Genomic DNA, 15,458 nt, shown 5'->3' on the forward strand with positions numbered 1-15,458 from the left:
AAGATGCGTTTCCCCTAGGGGAAATTACACCAAGCTATAGGAAACGCCCATTACACATACGGACGCAAGGATGAAAATCCCTATCCCCATTGGCGGAAGGCTTTTCGCAGCTACCAAAATGCTCTACAAACCCTCACCCAATTTCCCGAAGCCCATTTAGAACTTCTCCAAGATTTGATTCGCTGTTTGTCTGCGTTGGGACAAACATCCGAAGCAGAAGAACTGCAACGACGGGCTACAGATATCCTCCAAAACCTGCTGGAAAATACCCCCAGTCCAGCCAGAAAACAACAATTAGCCTTACGATTTGCTGGTTTTCAACAATTAACCGTTGACTTAGCTATCCAATCGGGAAATTGGTGTGCAGCCTTGGAACTGGCAGAAAAAGGCAAAAATGCTTGTTTAAGTTGGCTTTTATACTCCTTGGGTGATGAGTCCTCCCCTACCTACTCGGAAATACAAAAGTTACTCAATCCCACAACTGCGATCGCTGACTGGCATATTAGCCCAAATGCGCTCAATACCTTTATCCTCAAACACAACGCACCATCACCCATCGTTCTTTCCTCTCACATATCTGCAATCAACTCACGGGAGGAGAACCAAGCATCAGACGGAAAATTGCCAACAACAGTCAAACAACACCGCGAATTTGCAGATTTGGTACAAAACTGGAACAAAGAATATGCTGACTATCGTGAGGGTAAGGACAGCGAAGAAATAGGACAAACCGCATGGCGCGATCGCCTACCCGATCTTGTGACTGTAACCATAAGTTTGCCGGAGCGGCAGGTTTATGGTTTCAAACCCCGGAGCAGGTAAGGATGGAAAATTAGTTCTCATTTATGGGTGGCAGGAAATCAGAGGGCGTATTGGCAGCCAAATCATCGACATCATCAAACCACATACACTGCCAGACAAGCTTGTTGCTTTGATGAGAGTGCATAGGAGTAATCAAAAGCTGTCGCCAAAAATCAACGCTGTGAGTTTGTTCATTGGCTAGTTGGTTGAGTTTCTGGCTACCTAACCACAGATGACAGATTGAGCAATACCCTGGACGAGAATACCTGGATAATGGTGGAAATTTTTCGTGACAGTGAGGGCATTCCTCAATCAAGGGCTGATGGTCATGCTCAGGGCATTCCTCAATTGTGTTAACTAACCATAACAGTGGATTGTAGATGACTCGATTGTTGACAAACCAGTGGTCATAACATACGGGACACCAAGCTTGATGCAAACGCAAAATGCTAAACTCGAAAAAAATGCTGGCCCATTTTAATGGCCATAAACAAGATAAATCTTGACGCCAGGTCAATTCTTTTAGAGCTTGAATTAGAGTGGTAGCAATGTCAATTCTTTTTTCGTTGGTAGAGGTGAAAAAAATCTTGATCTCTAAATAAATGATTAATGATGTTTATAGAACTAACACTGCTTCTTTTATGCCTCATCAATGGAATAACTTTTGATAAAACTAGTTCTCCGGTAGTTATCGTGTGACAGTCGGCAAGGCGAGCAATATATCCACTCAAGCTTTCGACATAGAGCGTACCGACACCGATTGGTTCGAGTGGGAATAATTGAGAGCGTTCTGGAATTGTTGGTTTTTCTAGAGCCCAAAACTCATCTTCGGTATAATAATTAACTGACATCAAGATTAATTCCTACGGTATCTCTTTTAGCCTGACGTTTTCCCACACGACCTTTCGCTTGAGATGGTTGCTTCACATCTTCATTGGTCAAACTAAGTGCTACGGGAGCAACATCGTTGCGCCATCGCTTCTCTCCAGCTTGTGCTTCCTGTTCTATTTGCTGCCGCCGTGCTTTTGAGTATTCATTTTGTTGAATATACTTTATGTTGAGGGTTGTTGCATTCTCTGCCAAAGCATTTCGTAAAGCTTTTGTTAACCAAGTTTTAAGAAGACCAACACTACCAGATGAATAATCCAACAGATATTCATATTGTTCTACCAAGCAGGGCTCTTCAAGCAAAGGTAAATGCGCCTGAAATGTTCTGATAATCCGCATAAACTCAGCTATATCTTCTTTGTTATCTGTTGAGTAACGAGGTAAATGTATATCATCGCTGCGTCGGCTAACTTGACCACTGAGGTGACAACAGTTAAGTAAATCATAAGTACCAAATAAAATATGTACAACACCAGTGATGTTGGCAAGAGATTTTATCCAATTCATCTGATGTAACATTTGCTTTCCCCCAGCAACCATCAGCAAATGTTGGGCTTCGTCTATCATCAATGCTGTTAATTTATGGTGCCGCATAGATTTTTCTAAAGCACGACGCACCGTATCGGAACTTTTAGAAGCAAAGTATGTAGTAGAAAGAAACCCTGAATAATTTTGATAATTTAATGAACTATTTGTAGCAATTGAATCAAAAGAAATTTTTTCTAAACATTCTAAAACGCGGAGGTAGTAATCTTTATAATTAAATTTTCCTCCTTCATTAGCAATTGCCTCAATACCTGCAACTGGAATTTGATAAATATGATTTTTCATAGATGCTAATGCACCTTCCATCAACAGTTTTTCAGCCCTTAGTCGTAAAGTGGTCTTACCTACTCCTGCTGGGCCAACAACAAAGAAAACACAAATATCTGTTGGTTGTTGAAGGTTGAGCAATAAAGTCTCTAAAGCTTGTTTTAATCGTAAGTGTCCAATTGTAATTCCTTGAAAATAGTTCAACCGTTCGGTTAATGATTGTTTCAGGAGTTCTTGTGGAAATGGACGGTTATGTTTTACTGCCATAACTCCTCTTGAGAGTAAGCTTGAATTTTTCCTAATTCTATTGCTGAAGTATTTAATTGATGTGTTTGTGATACTTCTTCTGTACTAATAGCTTCATCACTATCAACTGGACACTGAGTAAGAGTAGAGGATGTTTGTTTCCTACCATTTTTATATATTAAGTCTCGCAAATCAGTTGCAGCTAAATCATGAAGTCTTTGTGTCTGTAAAACTTCTTGAGCTTCTGCTGATTCTAAATACTGTGCAAGTTCTTTAGCTCTAATTGCTATTTTTTGATTATACTGATTTTTTTGCTGTCGTAATTCAATACTTATCAGTCGAATTTCTTTTTCAGAATGACCTTGTAAGGATGAATAATATTCAGATATACAGCGTACCCAATTACCTTTGACATACGCATAAGCAGTTCCTACATCAAATGGATCATATCTAACTTGTACTTGAGTACTTTCAACTTCAGGGTTAAGAAATGAATCATCAATTGACCAATAATAGATATAATTAATTTTTATCCCGAGTCTTGGTATTACTTTTGCACTTCCCTTTGCAGTTGAGGGCAAAGTAAAAATTTTAAAGTTTTCATCATCTAAAATTTTTTGTCCATAGCGCATCCCACTCTGATTCACACCTTTTGTAAATGCAGCATTGGGAGACATTCCCAGTGCCGGATGCTCTCTACTGTCATAAATTACATAAGCATATTTACAAAAATATTCATATAATTCTGGCAATGTCCAGACAGCTTGTACTTTTGGGTTATTTGTTTTATTTACCAAGCGTACTTGTTTAGTAATTTGAGTATTGCCTTTAAGGTTGTAAAAAAATTCTGTGTTACTTGTGCCGAAAAATCTTTCAATGAGTGAACCAAATCTAGGACTAGCAGATGGTCTTTGTTTTTTTGTGCAACTAAAGGCAGCTAGAAGTGTTTCAAAGTAAATACTGCCAAACTCTACACCATTATCCATTACTAATGTTTCTGGAAAGCGGCCAAATCTCTGCACACAAATTCGCAATACCATCATGCAGGAACGATACGATGGCGGGTCAAATGTTAAATAGATTGCGAAAATACGACGTGAGAAAGCATCAATGAGAATAGTTGCCCAAGGTCGGCCTAAAGGGCGCCCAGTGCGCGAACAAACTAACTCGATATCTAATTCTGTATGATCAATGTGGCAGATTTCAAATGGCCGACTCCCGTGAATAGGGGTGGAGAGCGTTAATTCGTGATAAAAAGGACTCTTTTGGTAAGCGGCTCTTGACCCTTGCCTATGGCGAGTTTGTCCTACTTTCTCTCGTTGATTAATGCGTTTACAGAAAGTGATCCGGCTAGGGCAAGGGTCTGTTTTTCCAGCTTTTTCCCATTCTCTAACCAGAATACCGTAAGTTGCTAGTTTTCCTCGCTGTTTGAGGTTCTCATAGTGCTGTTCAATAATTTGGTCAATAAACTCCCAAGTATCGGGTGAAAAGCGATCTACCCTGTTCCCTTTCTTGCCACGATTGGGTAGTAAGCCAATATAGCCCCAGCCATAATTATTCAGAGCCTGATGATATTTGGATTTCCAGCTACGAACTGTCCGCTCAGGTACAGAACTATTAATTGGCGGACTGCCATGTAAATATGGTTCAATAACTTTATAGCGGTAATTAGCTACTGCTAAATCCTCAGAACTAGCGCATTTGATCTGTTCCCAAATGTCTGTTGTTTTTGCAGATAATGGTTGAATATGAATGATTTCTTTTTGTGCAATTAGTGCATCAAAGTTTGCATGAGTTAACCCAATCAGTTCATTTTCGCTTTGAAGCGCAATCTTTGTGTCTCCGATTTGAATTACACACCAACTTTTACCATCCCAAACCAGCGTTGAACCAATTGCCACATCAATTCGTTGTCCACTGGCGATACGAGCAGAAGTCTTTTGAGCAATGATTAGATCATAAGTTGATGCCATTTCTTGGCTACTGAAAAGATGAACTTTTTCTGGCTCATTCAAAGCTACTGCTTTCAGGTCTACATATATTTGCTTTGTTCCAATCAAGGCATAGATATCATCTGCCCAATCGGTATTTGTTGATTCTAGTAGTTCTTTGAGGGTTACTCCAGGATTGGCATTAATACACTCAACAACTGTTTTTCTTACCTCTTTTTTAACTGTATTTTCTTGGTTGAAATAACCTTGAAGAAACTGATAGTTCTGGTAAGCAATCCAGTTGATTTCAAGATCTGTACGTAAATAATAGTACAGTCCCATTGCTTGAACTTTCATTTCTGCTGGTGGCGCGTGCCAACGACCTTCTTCGCTTTGCTGATAGCGTGTAGGTTGTTTTCTGGCTAGTATTTTGAGCCGCTCACTAGCTTTCCATTCTTCAAATCCCGCACTATTACGCCTCATTACCCAAAAATCCGGAGTATGAGATGTCACCACACAACGTCCGCTCAGGGAATGAAAAGATAAACTTAGACGAATTGGCTGGTCATAGTACTCTAATACATCTTCATCATTTTCGTACTCTACGATCGCAAGCAGTTCTACTTTATGAGATTCAAACTGAATCGTTTTCCCCATTTTGCGACTTGGATAACTGCCGCAAACATTTTTCGCTCCGCCACCTACCTTCCTCACAGGTTCTGAATTCCGGATTTTTTGCACTAGCTCTTTTGTCGTCTCTGGTAAACAAAGGCGGCGACACCAGTCTTCAAACTCTCGGTCGCTGAGCATAGGAAATACCGTAACTTTCGGCAGGTTTATGCTTGATTTTTATACTTTCGGCAAGCTTATCATTTCAAAACTCAACTTTTTCTATTTGGCTACTAAACGTAATAATCTACTTTTGGGCTATGTCTGCGGCAAGGTTATGGTTTCAAAAACGGCAAACTTTTGCTTACAGTGACAGTAATATCTAAGCAAAATAGAGGACAAAAATAAGATTTTCCATTTTCGACATTTACAACCTGTGGAAATGATAAAACCCACAGAGATTCTTGTTGATTTTGTTGCCCTCTGGGTGGTTTTTTTTGTAGTTCTGAAAATATATCTCTATCTATTAATACATGGTTACCTAACAGCCTGACACCAGGTTGTTTTACAATCTTTTGATTGTTAGTAGCTTCAACCCTGGCGTTACTGTAATCATCCAAAGCAATGTAGTCAAACCAAGCGTTAAGAATAGCATCTATTTTTCTGGTCGCTTTCAAAACTACCTCCGAGTTACTGCACCCAATATTGGTGTTTTTTGTAAAATAGTTTACCTGAATACTTAGGATAATTGGCTATGAGTAAATATTTTATTTGTACATAGACTATCTGCTATCCCATTTCGCTTAAATATCAGATTTGATAATCAAACATTCAATAACTTATTTCCATTTACTGCTCCAACTGCGACAAAATACTGATCAAATTGGTAGTGTTCACAATATAAACACCTGTAATCTCATTGAGAGAAATATCGACATCACCCTTTGTAAAGCAAAGCATCGCAGTTACCCATCGCGCACCTTTTATACTCTTCACTTCCTGAGCTTGACCTTTCACTTTCCCGATCAAATCTCCTTCTTCAAAATCATAAATATTTCTGCCATAACGCTTTCGTAGACAACCGTTTTCGTAAACTTTAGTACCTCCGTGGGATTTGACATCAATGACATACCAATTGCCTTTAGGGGAGTGCAATACTAAATCTGCATCTCCCCATCTCCTGATTTTTAAGTTGTATTCGATGTACCATCCTTGACGCTGCAAGGGTCGTAATAAAGCGGCTACATCCTTTTCAGCTTTAGCACCACGTTGAGCATCTCCTGCTCGTTTTGTTAAATGTCGTCCACTGCGGTACAAATAGTAGGAGCTTGCGAATCCTGCTAGTGAGAGCAACCATCCTAAATAAGAAGTACTATTAGTTACAAATAAAAGAACCGTACCAACAAGGAAAGCTACTGCTAGAGCATAGCGCAACAATGCAGACTGGTGTCTTTCCTGACCCAGCCTATTGATATTGTCTCCTGCTGATCTTTTTGTTGACGGCAATTTACTATGTCTTATAGTGTTAATAATTCAAACCCTGCAATTACATTATCTAAATTACATTAGAGGTTTTAGGAAACTTTTGAATAGATATTATTTAAGCAGGCACAATCTAAAACTTTGTGACACCATCTTTATAATACGACTTAAATTATAAAATTATCTCTGGAAATATGATGACAAATAATGTTTCACCACGGACAAATAATTAGTTAATCTACACCAACAAAAAGCGGGTGATGGGACTCGAACCCACGACGTTCACCATGGGAAGATGACATTCTACCACTGAATTACACCCGCAAATAGCAGCTAGCCATTAAGCTAAAGCTAGGTGCTATTATACCACAATCTGCCAAGGCTGAATTTAAGAAGCGGATTTTTCCCGCTCTGATGGGAGGCTGATGACTTCATGTTCGCTGGATGCTGGGCGGGGTGGTTTTTTGCCGAAGCCGTAGCGCAAGGTATTCATGATCCAGTTTTGGAAGTTGTCAATATAGCTAAATATTACGGGTACTACCACCAATGTCAGCAGTGTGGAAGTTGTAAAGCCACCCATGATAGCGATTCCCATCGGTTGGCGGACTTCGGAACCAACACCGATTCCTAATGCTAGGGGTAGAGTACCAGCGATTGTTGCTAATGAGGTCATCATAATTGGGCGTAAGCGTGACACGCCAGCTTCGATGAGTGCTTGACGTTGGCTTTTGCCTTCTTGCATGTTGATGATTGTATAGTCCACTAACAAAATAGAGTTTTTGGTGACAATTCCCAACAGCAGTACAATCCCAATTAAGGCATAGAGTCCTAAGGGTTTTTGCATTACCATCAAGGCTACTAATGCGCCGCCTAAGCAAAAGGGTAAGGCTGCCATAATCGATAGCGGATGTAGGAAATTGTTATATAGCAGTACGAGAATTGCATAGATGCAGAGAATTGCTAATCCCAAGGCGCTACCAAAACCTCTAAAGATGTCTTGCATAATTTTTGCACCGCCAGAGGGTTGTTGCATAACTCCTGGAGGCAAGTTTTGCATAATCGGCAGTTTATTTACTGTTTGGACTGCTTCGCCGAGGGCGATACCTTGTAAGTTGGCTTCGACTGCAACTTGACGGGCGCGATCGTAGCGGTTGATGGTTGCAGGGCCGCTACCAAAGCGGATATCTGCAACGGCGAGGAGGGGAACTAAGCTGCCATTTTGACTGGGAACTTGAAGATTTTTGATATTGTTGATATCTGCGCGGGCTTTGGGATCGATTTGCACGCGAATGGGAATTTGCCGATCGCTTAAATTATATTTGGCTAAGTTGGCATCGTTATCACCAATGGTAGCTAAAGAGGCTGTACGCGCGATCGCTTGCACTGTCACACCTAAATCTGCGGCGCGTTGCGGATCGGGTATGACGAGAATTTCTGGTTTTACCAAACTGGCGCTAGAAGAGACTTCTACTAATCCCGGTATGGTTCGCATCTGCTTTTCTAAGTCTGACGCAGCTTGACTTAAGGCTTCGGGATTTTCACTACGCAAAACTATTGATAAACCTTTACGGCTATCACCTGGTACTTGGCTTTGGAAACTGATTCTCGCCCCTGGTATTTGTTGGAATAGGGGGCGTATTTCTTCCTCAAATTGTTTTTGGGAAATCTTGCGTTCTTCTTTGGGTTTGAGGTTGACAGCGAGGGTAGCTGTACTCAAATCTTCTGTAGCTACTACCTGAGCAACATGAGGGTTTTTCAGGAGGATGTTAGTTGTCTGTGTTACTACCTGATTCATATCTGCTAAGGTGGAACCAGGGGGAATTTCTATAGAAATACTAGAAAGTCCGTAGTCGCCATCGTCAACGAAACCCTTGGGAATCATGGGTACTAGCATCAGACTAGCTATGAAGAAAGCTAGAGCGATCGCTATTGTTGTTAATTTATGCCTGAGTGCCCATTGCAACAACGACTTATAGGGCTGAAATTTTCGAGGCTTGAGAGTGCTGAGTTGTGTTAGCGGTAGCGGGGCGTTCAGCCCGTGCTGAGTGCTGAGTTTTTTAGTTTTTTTGCTGGTTGTTGGCAGTTTAAATTTAAAATTTAATAATCGGATAAATCGTGGCTGATTCTGATCCTGTATTCCCTTACTGCGTGTATGGTCTTTATCCTTGAGTAAATAAGCCCCCATCATGGGGGTTATCATGCGGGCGACTAAGGTGGAAAAAATTGTGGAAATGGCAACCGTAAAGCCAAAGGGTTGGAAAAATTGTCCGGGAATTCCACCCATAAAGGCTACGGGCAGAAATACAGCAATAATCGTTGCTGAAGAAGCTACCACGGCTAATCCCACTTCCTCTGAAGATTCATAAGCCGCTTGCATAGCTGATTTTCCCATTGCCATGTGCCGTTCCATGTTTTCAATTTCCACGACGGCATCATCGACTAGGTTACCGACTGCTAGGGCTAAGGCTAGCAATGTCATGTTGTTGAGGGTGTAACCTAAAGCTTGCTGTACAGCAAAGGTGGGAATCATTGATAAAGGCAAGGCAACGGCGGTAATTAATGTTGCTCGCCAGTCCCGTAAAAATATCATAATGACGATCACCGCCAGTATGGAAGCCTGAATCAATTCATCGATGGTGCTTTCATAGGACTGGCGAACTACATCAGCCCTGGTAAATACTAAATCCAGCTTCACATCTGGAGGGAGGGTTTTTTCCAGTTCCTTAACTGCGGCTTTCACTCCTGATTCCACTGTTACCATGACGCTACCAGTGCTACGGAGAACCTGAAAGGCTACCACAGGTTTGTTATTCAAGCTTGCAGTTTGTCGGATGTCACCAAATTGATCATCGACGGTTCCTAAGCTGGAAAGAGGTACGGAACCACCACTAGGTAAGATGATTTCGTAGGTTTTCAACACATCCACACTGGCGGCGCTACCTAATGTGCGGATACTTTGTTCGCTACCACCTAATTCCGCACGTCCGCCTGGTAAGTTAATATTCAAGGCGCGGATTTGGTCGTTTACCTGGGTGGCGGTGATACCTAAAGACTGTAAGCGATTGGGGTCGAGGTTAACTCTGATTTCTCGGTCAACCCCACCCACACGTTTAATTTGAGCGACACCTTTCACCGCTAACAAGGCGCGGCTAATAGTTTGGTCTGTGAGGTTACTTAACTCTTCCACAGAACGGCGATCAGATTTGACAACATAGGTCATGATCGGCCCGCCAGCGAAGTCTAGACGTTGGACAATCGGATCATTGATGTCTTGGGGTAAACTTTGGCGAATTTGAGCGATCGCATTTCGCACGTCATTAGTAGCGCGATCGCTGTTTGTTCCTAATAAAAAATTGATGGTGGTTGTAGAATTACCATCACTGACCTTCGATATCATGTTGTCGATATTGCCCAAACCCGCGACAGCATCTTCAATCTTCTTTGTCACTTGCGATTCCAGTTCCGCTGGGCCTGCACCTGGTTGGGTAACAGTCACCGTCACTGCGGGAATATCAACGTTGGGGTTGGTGTCTATCCCTAAGGAAATGAACGAAAACCAACCAACTATCGTCAAAATCAAGAATAAAACTATCGTGGGGACAGGTTTTTTAATCGACCAAGCAGAGATATTGAAGGACATCGGAGAATTTTGGATTTTGGATTTTGGATTTTGGATTGATGGGGAAAAGTTCACCGCAGCAGATTCAGATTATGGATTCTTTATCCTTCCGGGGATATCAGTACTTTGTCGCCATCTTTGAGATAACCTGCACCTTTCACAACCACGCGATCGCCTAATTTCAACCCGCTTTTGATTTCCACTCTGTTACCGTTTAGAGGTTCTCCTAGTTCTACTTTCTGGGCGCGGACAATGTCTTCACCCGATAGCATGAATACAATTACACTGCCATCAGGTTGGGTTTGTACGGCTTTTTGGGGTACTGTCATGCCTAGGGTTGATGAGGTGGTAATGGCGGCGCGGGCAAACATTCCAGGTTTGAGCAATTTTGTTGGTGGTAAGTCGATTTTGACTGTGGCTTCTCGCCTTTGATCGTTTACCATCGGTTCTATCTCTCTAACTCGCCCTTGCAAGGTAACAAGGCGATCCAGATCGGAAGTCACTTCTACTGTTGCACCCACTTTCACTAGGGAGAGTTGAATGTCAGGAACTTTTGCTTGCAGTTGTAATTTGCCATCTCGAATAATCGAGAACAGCTTTTGCGTCCCACCAATCACATTACCTACTTGGGTTTGTGGTGGTACACCTGTCATATCCCCCACTCTCGCCAGTTTTTCGGCAATAATTCCCGATACAGGCGCAACAACTAGGGTTTGTGCTAATTGGGCTTGCAGTTGTCCTATTTTCGCGGCACTATTGCGAACATCGGCTTTGGCTTTGTTGACGTTGGCTTGGGCTATGCTGATATTTGCTTGACTACCACCAACATTTGCTTGGGCACTACGAACATTTTCTTCAGCAACACGCACAGTTTCTCTGGCAGTTTTCACCGTATAGGAACGAGTATCCAGTTCTTGTTGACTAATAGCACCAGAAGCCGCCAGTTGTTGATATCGCTGATAGTTCTTTTCCGCTTCTTCTAAGCGCGCCTGTGCTTGAGCTAAATCTGCTTGTCTTTGCTTAACAATCGCCACATTGGATGACACACTGGCTTGTTTAGATGTGACATCGGCTTGCTTTGATGCCATATCTGCTTGCTTCGATTCTATATCTGCTTTAGCTTGGCTAATTTGAGTTTGCAGTACAGAATCATCTAAAACTGCCAAAACATCCCCTTTGTTGACGAAAGCGCCTTCTTGGATATTCTCAGGAATTTTTTTAATTTGCAGTCCGTTGGTTTGGGGAAGTACAGGAATCAAATCGGAGGCGGCGACAGTACCCGTAGTATTGAGAGTCCGTGCTACACTTGCAGTCTCTACGGTAGCAACGGTAACTGTCATTGATGGTTTCAACTTTGCTGGTGGTTTGGCGATCGCATTTTGTTGACTAGTGGGACGATGGCTTAAAATACCCATACCCCCAAAAGCGATCGCTAATCCCAAACCTGTACCCAGTAACAGTGGCATCAACCATAGGCGAGTTTGCCGATCCTGTAGTTTTTGTCCTAAATCAGCATCTTCAGCCCTCAAAGAGTCTTCCATTTCGACTTTTGATGAACTTTCATCACCCACGGTCATACCTCTAGCTCCTGTAATATGAATAATTACTGGTATTTTTTAATAAAAGTTTAAATTTATTAACTTGTATGAAATATAGCTCATTTTTTGAGGCTCTGACTATCAGGATTCCCAGTAGAGAAACATGATACAGGTTGTACTTTTATTACAATAGAAGAATATTTGCAATATATTTATTGAATCAAAATATTGTCAATGAGTATTTGCACTGAATTACTGTCATATTTTTAGTATTAAAATGATATTGTCCAGCATTTATAATGCAAGGAAGTGAATACAGGTGCAGATAATCCAAATTTTTCTAAAGTTTCAGTCTGGCAAGCAGACTGAGTAATTTTTAACTACTATTACTTTTTCTGGGTATAGAAGATGAATATGGCTTAAATTTTCGAGAAATTTCTCATTATAGAATTATTTATCAGGTTGCAGTTATTGTGATTTTTTAGTATCTAACTCTCGTCCATCTCGATTGTTGATACGGAAATAATAGAAGTAAAAAAGCAGATAGGGCTAAGGCACATCTATACAAAACTGAATAATTTGTGGCAATGTATCTGAAAAAGACAGTAGCACCTTGAAAGTCATCAGTGCTGATGCCTAAAACAGTACTTAGGCTTTCAATACAGGATATTTCTCTCCATCGCTGAATTTGAGCATGAGGGAAAAACATATTCCTAGCCAAGACTTTAATCCTCTACTTGGGAATTTGAACCTTGACTACGAAACCATGCAAATTCCTGTAGGGAACTACTAGTTTTAGCTAAAGACTATAACTGAATAAAGCAGCAATACCGAAGCTTCTAACCTGTTATTTGCAGGCTAATGAAAGGATAGCCTGTTTTGTGGGAAAAATATCAAAATAGATAGAGCTAAAACTCTCAACCAGTAACAAAGGAGGAAATCTGCATTGCTGTCATTTTAAAGATGAAATTTAACGTATTTTGCAAAATTGACTATCCTGTTGATTGGTGAGAAATTTTTGCCAATACGTACTGAATAACCATAATCAACCTAATTACTAATTCGTAAGTCGTAATTCGTAATTAAACAGAGGTTTATATTCTACAACTTTTATAAGTCACGCCTTTACAGGTAGGGTCTAAATTCCCATCCTTAACCTAATTACGAATTAGTAACTACGAATTACGAATTGTTAATAAATTCTTATTCCAGCGAGTCAAAACCAATGTTCAATGCTACAGAAATTTTAATTGATGCTTTTGTTAATCAAATTCGAGAAGGCTATCATCGCACCTATGGCGCTTTAAAACATGATTATCAAGATATCATTGCCTGGGCTGGGAGCATGGCTTTAGAAAATATTGCCAATAGCGATGCTTTATATCACAACGTCGAACACACAATTCTTGTGACTTTAGTAGGACAGGAAATTTTACGAGGTAAACATATTCGTGAAGGTGGCGTTTCCAGTGATGATTGGTTACATTGCATTATCTCTTTAGCTTGTCATGATATTGGCTATGTCAAAGGAGTTTGTCGGCAAGACCAAGAGACAGAAGGCTTATATGCTACAGGTAAAGATGGCAAAATGATTTCTTTAGCTCCTGGTGCTTCTGATGCTAGTCTCATACCCTATCATGTTGATAGAGGCAAACTATTTATTGATGAACGTTTTGGTGGACATAAATTAATCGATGCAGAAGTAATTAAGTCGAATATTGAATTAACCAGATTCCCCGTCCCGAAAGCAGAAGACCATCAAGATACACATAACTATGCAGGCTTAGTCCGCGCCGCCGACTTAATTGGACAATTAAGCGATCCGCGTTATTTAAAGAAAATTACTTCTTTATATTATGAATTTGAAGAAACTGGGATGAATAAAATCTTAGGCTATCAAAACCCAGGCGATTTACGCAAGAATTACGCCAAGTTTTACTGGAATGGTGTTTATCCCTATGTGAAAGACGCATTACGTTATTTGGCGCTAACACAGCAAGGTAAACAAATATTAGCTAATCTTTACTCAAATGTCTTTGTTGTCGAGCATGAAAAACAACAAGAAGAATTGCGGTTAATGGCTAACAGTCATTAGTCAACATTTGTAGAGACGCGATTTATCGCGTCTGTCCAACAATTTTAGATTTTGGATTTTAGATTTTAAATTTGACATTTTGAAAATCTGCAATCGCAAATTGAGCACCTAAAATTCTGTCAAGGTTCAAAATTAATTATCATAGATTTAGAATTTTGACTTTCCGCAGGGCTTGACTATTAACCCTTGACCTCGGACTATTAACTATTAAACCTTGACTGCATATCAAAACTATGGATTGGTGGCAACGACTGAAAAAGAACCCTTTGGCAAGATTTGGGGCAATTTTGCTGTTGATATTCTATATAGCAGTAATTGCAGCAGATTTCATCGCCCCTTACGATCCTTATGCTTCGCAGCCAAATGGTTCGCTGCTACCACCTACAAAAATTTATTGGAATTCACCATCAGGACAAGCGATTGGGCCTCATATTTATCCCACGACTCAGGGAGATACTAATTTAAAGACAGGCGATCGCAAACTCATTGTAGACTTCAAAAAGCCCTCACCTCTACGTTTATTTGTCTCCGGGTCAGAATACCGCCTGTTTCAACTCAGTTTACCCCTACCACCTAAATGGGACGAAGTCACTATTATCCCTGGTATCCCCTTAAATTGGCATTTGTTTGGCACGACTGGAGAAGCCAAATTTAACATCTTAGGTACTGATGATCAAGGACGTGACCAATTTAGCCGTTTGGTGCATGGGGGTCGCATCAGCTTATTTATTGGGATATTTGGTGTGATTATCACCTATCCCCTGGGTTTACTCATCGGCGGGATTTCTGGTTATTTTGGCGGTAAAATTGATACCTTAATTATGCGCCTCGCAGAAGTGCTGATGACTTTCCCCAGCATTTATTTGTTAGTCACATTAGGCGCAGTATTACCACCGGGTTTAAGCAGTACTCAACGCTTTTTATTAATTGTAGTCATTACTTCCGTAATTAGTTGGGCAGGTTTAGCAAGGGTAATTCGCGGACAAGTACTATCAATTAAAGAGCGAGAATTTGTACAAGCTGCAAGAGCAATGGGAGGTAAACCAATGTATATTATCCTCCGTCACGTCTTGCCACAAACTGCCACCTATATAATTATCTCCGCCACCTTATCTGTTCCCAGCTTTATCAGCGCCGAAGCTGTGTTAAGTCTCATTGGTTTAGGAATTCAACAACCAGACCCCTCTTGGGGAAATATGCTATCTTTAGCCAGTAATGCTTCAATTTTAGTACTACAACCTTGGCTAATTTGGCCGCCAGCCGTGCTAATTATCCTCACAGTATTAGCTTTCAATTTACTAGGCGATGGGCTAAGAGATGCACTCGACCCTCGGAGTTTACGACGCTAATACCGCAAGGCAAAAGCTAAAAGAATTTTATTTCAGCTTTCGTGCAAAAAAAATCGATTGATGTTTAAATCTTGTAGAGACGCGATG

General features: G+C 40.9%; 11 protein-coding genes and 1 tRNA gene. 3 read left to right on the top strand and 9 right to left on the bottom strand.

Translation table 11 applies throughout. From position 1 onward, the window contains the following. The first annotated feature begins 195 nt into the window (after nt 1–195). Nucleotides 196–822 carry a hypothetical protein gene (locus tag HG267_RS31500; protein ID WP_045871117.1) on the top strand — a complete coding sequence of 209 codons (627 nt, stop codon included), beginning with the start codon at nt 196–198 and terminating at the stop codon, nt 820–822. A gap of 10 nt (nt 823–832) precedes the next feature. On the opposite strand, the gene HG267_RS31505 is transcribed toward HG267_RS31500, so the two are convergent. The 9 genes from HG267_RS31505 to HG267_RS31545 form a co-directional block, all read right to left on the bottom strand. Beyond that, the gene (locus HG267_RS31505) at nt 833–1,318 is read right to left on the bottom strand and encodes an anaerobic ribonucleoside-triphosphate reductase (protein WP_263419992.1); all 486 of its coding nucleotides are present in this window, start codon (nt 1,316–1,318) and stop codon (nt 833–835) included. Nucleotides 1,319–1,352: 34 nt separating this feature from the next. After that, nucleotides 1,353–1,652, bottom strand: coding sequence for a TniQ family protein (locus HG267_RS31510; protein ID WP_263419993.1), 300 nt, complete (start codon nt 1,650–1,652; stop codon nt 1,353–1,355). Further along, the gene (locus tag HG267_RS31515) at nt 1,642–2,769 is read right to left on the bottom strand and encodes an AAA family ATPase (protein ID WP_045871116.1); all 1,128 of its coding nucleotides are present in this window, start codon (nt 2,767–2,769) and stop codon (nt 1,642–1,644) included. Before HG267_RS31515 ends, HG267_RS31510 begins: the two co-directional genes overlap by 11 nt. Beyond that, nucleotides 2,760–5,489 (bottom strand): TnsA endonuclease N-terminal domain-containing protein, encoded by a 2,730-nt coding sequence (locus HG267_RS31520; RefSeq protein ID WP_263419994.1) that lies wholly within the window; start codon nt 5,487–5,489, stop codon nt 2,760–2,762. Before HG267_RS31520 ends, HG267_RS31515 begins: the two co-directional genes overlap by 10 nt. Nucleotides 5,490–5,623: 134 nt before the next feature. Then, nucleotides 5,624–5,965 carry a hypothetical protein gene (locus HG267_RS31525; RefSeq protein WP_045874165.1) on the bottom strand — a complete coding sequence of 114 codons (342 nt, stop codon included), beginning with the start codon at nt 5,963–5,965 and terminating at the stop codon, nt 5,624–5,626. Nucleotides 5,966–6,137: 172 nt separating this feature from the next. Beyond that, entirely contained in the window at nt 6,138–6,794 is a 657-nt protein-coding gene (locus HG267_RS31530) for a nuclease-related domain-containing protein (protein WP_168161047.1), read from the bottom strand. A 228-nt stretch (nt 6,795–7,022) separates the two neighbouring features. Continuing rightward, a tRNA-Gly gene (locus HG267_RS31535) sits at nt 7,023–7,094 on the bottom strand. A gap of 64 nt (nt 7,095–7,158) precedes the next feature. Next, nucleotides 7,159–10,410 (bottom strand): efflux RND transporter permease subunit, encoded by a 3,252-nt coding sequence (locus tag HG267_RS31540; protein WP_045874166.1) that lies wholly within the window; start codon nt 10,408–10,410, stop codon nt 7,159–7,161. Nucleotides 10,411–10,490: 80 nt separating this feature from the next. Continuing rightward, complete coding sequence (locus HG267_RS31545; protein WP_228045418.1) at nt 10,491–11,966, bottom strand: efflux RND transporter periplasmic adaptor subunit; 1,476 nt, start codon at nt 11,964–11,966, stop codon at nt 10,491–10,493. Between the two features lie 1,186 nt (nt 11,967–13,152). Here HG267_RS31545 and HG267_RS31550 point away from each other — a divergent pair. Next, the gene (locus tag HG267_RS31550; protein WP_045874167.1) at nt 13,153–14,022 is read left to right on the top strand and encodes an Npun_R2479 family HD domain-containing metalloprotein; all 870 of its coding nucleotides are present in this window, start codon (nt 13,153–13,155) and stop codon (nt 14,020–14,022) included. 233 nt (nt 14,023–14,255) lie between these two features. Continuing rightward, nucleotides 14,256–15,371, top strand: coding sequence for an ABC transporter permease (locus HG267_RS31555; protein WP_045874168.1), 1,116 nt, complete (start codon nt 14,256–14,258; stop codon nt 15,369–15,371). The last annotated feature ends 87 nt before the right edge of the window (nt 15,372–15,458 follow it).

It is taken from the genome of Tolypothrix sp. PCC 7601, assembly GCF_025677855.1.
GTDB classification, from domain to species: Bacteria; Cyanobacteriota; Cyanobacteriia; order Cyanobacteriales; family Nostocaceae; genus Aulosira; species Aulosira diplosiphon.

Bases quoted from the DNA above. Each gene is read 5' to 3' on its own strand.
- HG267_RS31550 (WP_045874167.1), top strand. From the start codon at position 13,153: ATGTTCAATGCTACAGAAATTTTAATTGATGCTTTTGTTAATCAAATT.
- HG267_RS31515 (WP_045871116.1), bottom strand. From the start codon at position 2,769: ATGGCAGTAAAACATAACCGTCCATTTCCACAAGAACTCCTGAAACAA.
- HG267_RS31510 (WP_263419993.1), bottom strand. From the start codon at position 1,652: ATGTCAGTTAATTATTATACCGAAGATGAGTTTTGGGCTCTAGAAAAA.
- HG267_RS31555 (WP_045874168.1), top strand. From the start codon at position 14,256: ATGGATTGGTGGCAACGACTGAAAAAGAACCCTTTGGCAAGATTTGGG.
- HG267_RS31520 (WP_263419994.1), bottom strand. From the start codon at position 5,489: ATGCTCAGCGACCGAGAGTTTGAAGACTGGTGTCGCCGCCTTTGTTTA.
- HG267_RS31545 (WP_228045418.1), bottom strand. From the start codon at position 11,966: ATGACCGTGGGTGATGAAAGTTCATCAAAAGTCGAAATGGAAGACTCT.
- HG267_RS31540 (WP_045874166.1), bottom strand. From the start codon at position 10,410: ATGTCCTTCAATATCTCTGCTTGGTCGATTAAAAAACCTGTCCCCACG.